Source organism: Methylophilus sp. Leaf414 (assembly GCF_001425425.1).
Classification (GTDB): Bacteria; Pseudomonadota; Gammaproteobacteria; order Burkholderiales; family Methylophilaceae; genus Methylophilus.
The window spans coordinates 139,491-146,969 of the sequence record NZ_LMQQ01000006.1 but is presented as its reverse complement, the minus strand read 5'-3'; the positions used below and the strand labels follow the sequence as shown (position 1 = coordinate 146,969).

6 protein-coding genes and 1 tRNA gene are annotated in these 7,479 nt (G+C 49.2%); 2 read left to right on the top strand and 5 right to left on the bottom strand.

The window, feature by feature from the left end; translation table 11 throughout:
- Positions 1-269: 269 nt before the first annotated feature.
- Positions 270-345: transfer RNA gene (locus tag ASG24_RS14195), tRNA-Lys, on the bottom strand.
- A gap of 138 nt (positions 346-483) precedes the next feature.
- Complete coding sequence (gene ffh, locus ASG24_RS14190; RefSeq protein ID WP_055872276.1) at positions 484-1,845, bottom strand: signal recognition particle protein; 1,362 nt, start codon at positions 1,843-1,845, stop codon at positions 484-486.
- An 82-nt stretch (positions 1,846-1,927) separates the two neighbouring features.
- Here ffh and ASG24_RS14185 point away from each other — a divergent pair, with 82 nt between their 5' ends.
- Together ASG24_RS14185 and ASG24_RS14180 are read left to right on the top strand one after the other, a co-directional pair.
- Positions 1,928-2,761, top strand: a complete 834-nt coding sequence (locus tag ASG24_RS14185) for an inner membrane protein YpjD (RefSeq protein WP_055872275.1) — start codon at positions 1,928-1,930, stop codon at positions 2,759-2,761.
- A 184-nt stretch (positions 2,762-2,945) separates the two neighbouring features.
- Positions 2,946-4,055, top strand: a complete 1,110-nt coding sequence (locus ASG24_RS14180; protein WP_156376582.1) for a porin — start codon at positions 2,946-2,948, stop codon at positions 4,053-4,055.
- A gap of 53 nt (positions 4,056-4,108) precedes the next feature.
- Here the strand turns inward: ASG24_RS14180 and ASG24_RS14175 are convergent, their stop codons facing one another.
- The 3 genes from ASG24_RS14175 to ASG24_RS14165 all read right to left on the bottom strand — a co-directional run bounded on the left by ASG24_RS14175 (position 4,109) and on the right by ASG24_RS14165 (position 7,438).
- Positions 4,109-4,777 carry an HAD family phosphatase gene (locus ASG24_RS14175; protein WP_055872274.1) on the bottom strand — a complete coding sequence of 223 codons (669 nt, stop codon included), beginning with the start codon at positions 4,775-4,777 and terminating at the stop codon, positions 4,109-4,111.
- Between the two features lie 24 nt (positions 4,778-4,801).
- Positions 4,802-5,695, bottom strand: coding sequence for a drug/metabolite exporter YedA (yedA, locus tag ASG24_RS14170; protein WP_055872273.1), 894 nt, complete (start codon positions 5,693-5,695; stop codon positions 4,802-4,804).
- Positions 5,696-5,902: 207 nt separating this feature from the next.
- The gene (locus ASG24_RS14165; protein ID WP_055872272.1) at positions 5,903-7,438 is read right to left on the bottom strand and encodes a 2-isopropylmalate synthase; all 1,536 of its coding nucleotides are present in this window, start codon (positions 7,436-7,438) and stop codon (positions 5,903-5,905) included.
- Between the last annotated feature and the right edge of the window lie 41 nt (positions 7,439-7,479).

Below are 7,479 nucleotides of genomic sequence, written 5' to 3'. Positions count from 1 at the left end.
ACAAATACTATTGTTATCGGCCTTAATTAAGATCCATAAATATGGGCCGGATAAGAGTGATTACAGATCCTCGGTTGAACTTTTTGCGAGATGACAAAAAAATAAAGGGCTACGAATTAACGTAACCCTTTGATTTACATATATTTTTGGCGGCCCCTCTGTGAGTCGAACACAGCACCAACGGATTATGAGTCCGGCGCTCTAGTTAATTACTTCGGCATCGAGAAAAGAAAAACGGCTCACATTTCTGCAAGCCGTCTTTTATATTTTGGTAGGGTGTGCGGGGATCGAACCCACGACAAACGGATTAAAAGTCCGCTGCTCTACCAGCTGAGCTAACACCCCATTGTTTTCTAGCTTGCTGCGCTGTTTTGCGTCAAATTTGAAAGAACGCGATTATGGGGGATTTACGGGAATTGGTCAATGCTGTTTTTGCTTTTTTGTATAAAAAGTTTATTTTGACAGAATCCCGTTTTCATGACCTCACATGCCCGGGAATTTACCGCCCATCATGCCACCCATGCCGCGCATCATCTTGGCCATGCCGCCTTTGCTAAACATCTTCATCATTTTTTGCGTTTCTTCAAACTGGTTGAGCAAGCGGTTCACATCTTGAACCTGCACGCCGCTACCGGCCGCAATACGTTTTTTACGTGTGGCTTTGATAAGTTCGGGTTTACTGCGCTCTTCCGGGGTCATGCTATTGATAATGCCTTCAATGCGGCGCAGGGATTTATCAACGTCGTCAGTATTGATTTTTTGGGCCATGCCGGCGATTTGCGAAGGCATTTTATCCATCAGCGAGGCCATGCCGCCCATTTTGCGCATTTGCAGCATTTGCGACTTAAAGTCGTTGAGATCAAACTTGGCGCCGGACTTGATTTTGTCGGCGACTTTTTTCGCCTCGTCGAGGTCGACTTTTTTATGCGCTTCTTCAATCAGGCTCAGTACATCGCCCATGCCGAGGATACGGCCTGCCATACGGTCTGGATGGAAAGGCTCAAGGCCATCGACTTTTTCACTGACGCCGATAAACTTGATTGGCTGACCTGTGACATGGCGCACAGATAAGGCGGCACCCCCACGCGAGTCACCATCCAGCTTGGTGACAATCACGCCGGTCAGTGGCAAGGCTTCGCCAAAGGCTTTAGCGGTATTGACAGCATCCTGGCCTTGCATGGCGTCGACTACAAACAAGGTTTCGGTCGGTTTGAGTAACGCGTGCAAGTCTTTGATTTCTGCCATCATGGCTTCATCAATCGCCAAACGGCCTGCGGTATCGAAAATCACCACATCGTAATAATTTTTTTTCGCCTGCTCCATCACCTGTGCAGCGATTTCGAGCGGCTTTTGCTGCGGATTGCTGTCGAAGCAATCAATGTCCAGTTGTTTCGCCAGCGTCTGCAACTGGGTAATCGCAGCCGGACGGTACACATCGGCACTGGCCAGCAATACTTTTTTCTTTTGTTCTTTGAGTAATTTAGCTAATTTGCCTGAAGTGGTGGTTTTACCGGCACCTTGCAAACCGGCCATCAGGATCACCACCGGAGGTACTGCCGCCAGGTTGAGGCCAACGTTGGCTTTACCCATCAACTCAGTCAATTCGTCATTGACGACTTCAATCACGGCTTGCCCTGGTGTCAGGCTTTGCAGCACTTCGCGGCCATTGGCGCGCTCTTTGACGCGAGCGATAAAGTCTTTGACTACCGGCAAGGCCACATCTGCTTCGAGCAGCGCCATCCGCACTTCACGCATGGCATCGGCAATGTTGTCTTCAGTTAAACGTGCTTGGCCGCGCAGGTTTTTAATCACGCCCTGCAAACGGCCGGTCAGGTTTTCCAGCATGGGTAAACTCTCTTTAAAACAGGTCTTTGAATAAGCTAGGGATTTTACATCATGCTAGGCGAATACGCCGAGTTTTGCCATAATGCAATCCATGATTCAGCATCTTATTCCCTATCTGGTCGTCGCGTTTATTTATATGGCAGTGGCGATGGATTACTGGCGTATTGCCAGGCAAAACAAGCCTGCCAGTGAAACGCAGGCATCGTTCCAGCTTCATAGTGCCATGGTGGCATTAGGCGTGATTTTGCATGGCTGGCTGCTTTACCGCGACATGTTTGCAGTGGGTGGATTCAACCTTGGCGTCTACTTCGCCCTTTCGGCTATCCTCTGGCTGACGGTGCTGATTTACTGGATAGCTGACCTGAAGCACGCACTTCACAGCCTGCAAGCTTTTGTACTACCACCAGCCGCCTTGTTTGTACTGATGCCAGCGTTTGCCATCAAAGATTACTACGTGAATACCGCAGGCCTGTCACTGTTTAGCCTGCATATCGTTATCGCCATCTTGGCTTATAGCCTGTTTACGTTCGCTGCGCTGCATGCCTGCCTGATGCGCATGGCCGAGCGCGCCTTGCACCAGAAAAACAGCTGGCTGGCGTTGCCAGGCTTCCCGCCGTTGATGGTGATGGATGCCTTGCTGTTCAGGGTGTTACATATCGGTTTTGTATTGCTGACGATTACCCTGGTTAGTGGCATGCTGTTTAGCGAAGAAATTTTCGACCAGCCATTACAGTTCAACCATAAAACTATATTTTCGATAGCCTCCTGGCTGATTTATGCGTGGTTGCTATTTGGCCGCTTTAAATATGGCTGGCGCGGCAAAACCGCTACCCGCTGGACGCTGTTTGGTTTTGTGCTACTGCTGTTGGCTTATATAGGCAGCCGTTTCGTGTTGCATGTAGTGTTGAATCGCTAGAAATCAGAATCCAACATTAAACGCACCTTTTTTGGTGCGTTTTTTTATTGCTGACATGATTGGAAATTCAGTTATTTTCTAACCCTCATCTGACCAATTAATTCAGTGAACATACCTTATGTTTACGTCATTGATACATGGCTTATTACATACTGCCATTATCCAATCCGAGTGAATATTGCTGATGTCCATTTTACCGTTGCTGCTTGGCTTATTGATTAGTTATCCAGCTTTTGCGCATGAGCCAAGCACTCTCGCCGAGCCTGTGTCTAGAGATACCTCTAGCCCTGAAATTCAATTCAGTGGTTATCTGGAAACTTATTACATTCACGATTTCAACGACCCAGGCAACCATCGCCGTCCGGAGTTTGTTTACAGCCATCATGTGACTGATAGCCCAAGTGTTAATTTGGCCATGTTAAAAGCTGCTTTGAGCACAGAGCGACTCCGCGGCAATCTGGCTTTGGGATCAGGCACCTATATGCGGGCTAACTATGCGGCAGAACCTCATGGTTTGCGCAACATCTATGAAGCGAATATCGGCATTAAGCTTTCAGCAGAAAACAACTTGTGGCTGGATATGGGGGTGATGCCTTCGCATATCGGTTTTGAAAGCGCGGTGGGCCAGGATAACTGGACACTCACACGTAGCCTGATGGCGGATAACTCGCCATACTTTGAGACCGGTGCAAAACTAAGTTACATCACCCAGGATAACAAATGGCAGATCAGCGGCTTATTACTCACTGGCTGGCAGCGCATAAATCGCCCTGACGGCAATACCACGCCTGCGATCGGGCACCAGCTGGTCTATAAACCAAGCGACCGGCTTACTATTAATAGCAGCTCATTTATCGGCAACGATAAATCGGATGCCCAACGTCAGATGCGCTACTTTCACGATTTTTATGTGCAATGGCAGCTGGATGAGCATTGGGGATTGATCACCGCCTTTGATATCGGCGCAGAGCAAGCTGCTCCCGGAAGTGAGCGCTATCATGTGTGGTACAGCCCAAACCTTGTATTGCGCTACAGCTATTCAGACCGCCTGCAATTTGCAGCGCGGCTAGAACACTATCACGACAAACACGGTGTGATTATCAACACTGGCACTGATGATGGTTTTCAAACCACCGGTTATTCAGTCAATATGGATTACCGCCTTAACCAGCGCATGGTATGGCGGAATGAATTGCGCAAACTGGCTAGCCGCGATGCCATTTTTGATAAAGATGGCACTCGCAGCGTAGACAATAATTTAATGGCAGTGACAGCGCTAACGCTGAGTTTTTAAAGCACTGTCCAATTTAAGCTAAAACAATTACGGATTTGTTTAGCGCAAGACCCCTAGCGCAGGCTGATCATTGGCCACTGATGCTCATTGGCATAAGCCGTTAATGTCGGGTCTGCATCCACCGCAACAGGATTAGTCACCAGCTTCATCAACGGCAGATCGTTGTGCGAGTCACTGTAGAAATAACTGGTTTCAAAATCGGCCAGTGTTTGCCCTTTGGCGGCCAGCCACTCGTTCAACCGCGTCACTTTTCCTTGCTGGAAGCTGGGGGTGCCGCTCACGCCACCTGTAAATTCGCCATTCACCATTTCAGGATCAGTACCAATCAGGTGTTCAATACCATAAGCGGTGGCAATCGGTTTGGTCACAAAACTGTTCGTAGCAGTAATCACCATGCAAAGGTCGCCATTCGCCTTATGCTTGTTCACCAGCGCCTGTGCTTTTTGCGTCATCATAGGGTGGATCACGTTAGTCATATATTTTTTGTGCAGCTCATCCAGAAACGCTTTCGGGTGCTGCGCTAATGGCTGCAACTGAAACGCGAGAAAGGCAAAAATATCCAGGTTGCCATTTTTGTAATCGAGATAGAACTGCTCGTTACGCGCTTTATGCGTTTTCTCGTCGAGCAAACCTTCCCCAATCAGGAAAATACTCCAGTTATAGTCACTATCCCCCGCCAGCAGGGTGTTATCCAAGTCAAACAAGGCCAGGTTTTGCTTCATAAAACAGCGTTCCAATCCAATTAATTAAACGATCTTTTCTTCCGGTATGGCTTCAGTTGTCGAAGTCAGCACCAGAAACACACCAACCAGAATCACAGCCAGCGCCATATATTCCATCGCATGAATCTGCTCATCGGCAAACCAGACGCCGACGACAAATGCCACTACTGGATTCACGAAAGTATTACTGCTCGCCACCATGGGACGCACATTGTGCAGCAACCAATGGTAAGCCGAAAATGCCACGATAGAGCCGAACACAATCATGAATACAATCGCAGCCCATGAGCGTGTGCTGATTTCTACCGGCCATTGCTCACCAAACGCGGCGCTGAACATAAATGCAATCAGGCCACCGCACAACATCTGGCTGGCTGCACCTATCAGGCCTTGTGGCATCGCCATATGTTTACTCCACACAGAGCCCAGCGACCATGAGGCTGCAGCAAACATCAGCAGAAATGCACTCAGCCAATCACCCTGCAAACTGCCGCGGGTATTCAATAGCAAAATCCCGACCAGCCCGATGGCAATACCCAGCCATTCACGACGGCTGATTCTGTGTCCCCACAGGCTGGAAAAAATCGCCATCCAGATTGGTGCAGTGGCAATCGCCAGCGCCGCGACACTGGATGAGACGTGCAACTGCACATGCGAAACGGTGCCATTGCCCAATACCGGCAGTAACAAGCCCACTAAGGCAGCACCACGCCATTGAATCAAACTGGGAGCGGCGTAACCCATACCTCGCAGGATGGCGTAAAGCAGTGCCCCGGCAACTGTGAAACGAATACCGACCATGATAAATGGCGGAAAACTCTCAATCGCATATTTGATCGCGAGGTAGGTCGAGCCCCATATGAGGTAAGTGCAGGCCAGTGCACTGATGATTAACAGCCATTTTTGCCTAGATGACATTCAAATCCCTTACAACCTGGACCACTGTATGGAACATTTCATTTATTGATGACTTAGGGTTGAGGGTCATTTAAAAAGTGAGGGGTCTACTGAATAAACCTTCAAGCGGTTAAAACATTCATTCAAACTTTATTTCATGAAAAACCATGATGAATGTTCAATCGTTAAAGTGCACCTATCAAATGCGCTTTAACTGATTGGATGCAATTAATCGACTTGAGGATTTAGCTTCTCAGCTTTGGCATATAGCTTGTTTAACGCATTCAGATAGGCTTTGGCTGATGCCACCACGATGTCAGTATCTGCGCCCTGCCCGTTAACCACGCGGCCACCTTTTGCCAAACGCACCGTCACTTCGCCTTGCGCATCGGTGCCGCTAGTGATGTTATTCACTGAATAAAGCAGCAATTCTGTCTCGCTATTGACCACATTTTCAATCGCTTTAAAGGTGGCATCCACCGGACCGCCGCCAGTGGCTTCGGTCCGTTGCTCGGTACCATCACGGTTGATGGTCAATACTGCATGCGGGATTTCGCCGGTTTGCGAAGCGACTTGCAGATAAGCCAGTTTGAATAATTCAGCAGTATCCTGCACCACTTCATCATTCACCAGCGCATGCAAATCTTCGTCAAAAATTTCCGATTTCTTATCGGCCAGTTCTTTAAAGCGCGCAAATGCGGCATTTAAGGCATCGTCGCTTTCAAGCTCAATCCCCAGCTCTTTCAAACGCGTGCGGAAAGCATTACGTCCGGACAATTTACCCAAGGTCAGTTTATTCGCACCCCAACCCACATCTTCGGCGCGCATGATTTCGTAGGTTTCGCGGTGTTTAAGCACGCCATCCTGATGAATACCGGATTCATGCGCAAACGCATTGGCACCAACAATCGCCTTGTTTGGCTGTACCGGGTAACCGGTAATGGTGGAGACCAGTTTGGAGGCAGGCACAATTTGGGTAGTATCAATCCGCGTGGTGAGGTTAAAAATATCGCTTCGGGTTTTAATCGCCATCACGATTTCCTCCAGGCTGGCGTTACCCGCACGCTCACCGAGGCCGTTAATCGTGCATTCGACCTGGCGGGCACCATTCATCACGGCAGACAGGGAGTTTGCAACCGCCATGCCCAAATCATTATGGCAGTGGGTAGACCAGACTACTTTGTCCGCCCCTCTGACACGCTTGATCAGTTCAGCCATGCGCTCGCCCCACACCGAAGGAATACTGTAGCCGACGGTGTCCGGCACGTTGATGGTTTTGGCACCGGCATCAATCACGGCTTCAAATACACGCACCAGAAAATCAATCTCGGAACGTACGGCATCTTCGGCAGAGAATTCAACGTCTTCGGTATACTCGAGTGCCCACTTCACTGCCTGTACCGCACGCTCGACCACTTGGTCTTCGGTCATGCGCAGCTTGTTTTCCATATGGATTTTGCTGGTGGCAATAAAGGTATGGATACGGCCTTTGGCGGCATGTCTGATGGCTTCACCGGCACGGCGCACATCATTTTCACTGGCACGGGCCAGCGAGCACACGGTAGAAGTTTTAATCACCTTGGCGATTTCTGAAATCGCATCAAAGTCTCCGGGGCTGGCAGCTGCAAATCCGGCCTCAATCACATCCACACCCAGCTTTTCCAGCTGGCGCGCAATGCGGATTTTTTCTTCTTTGGTCATTGCCGCGCCGGGGCTTTGCTCCCCATCACGCAGCGTGGTATCAAAAATAATAATTTGTTCCATGAATGTATCCTAACCTGGTAGCCGGAATTTTACCTGCTTGG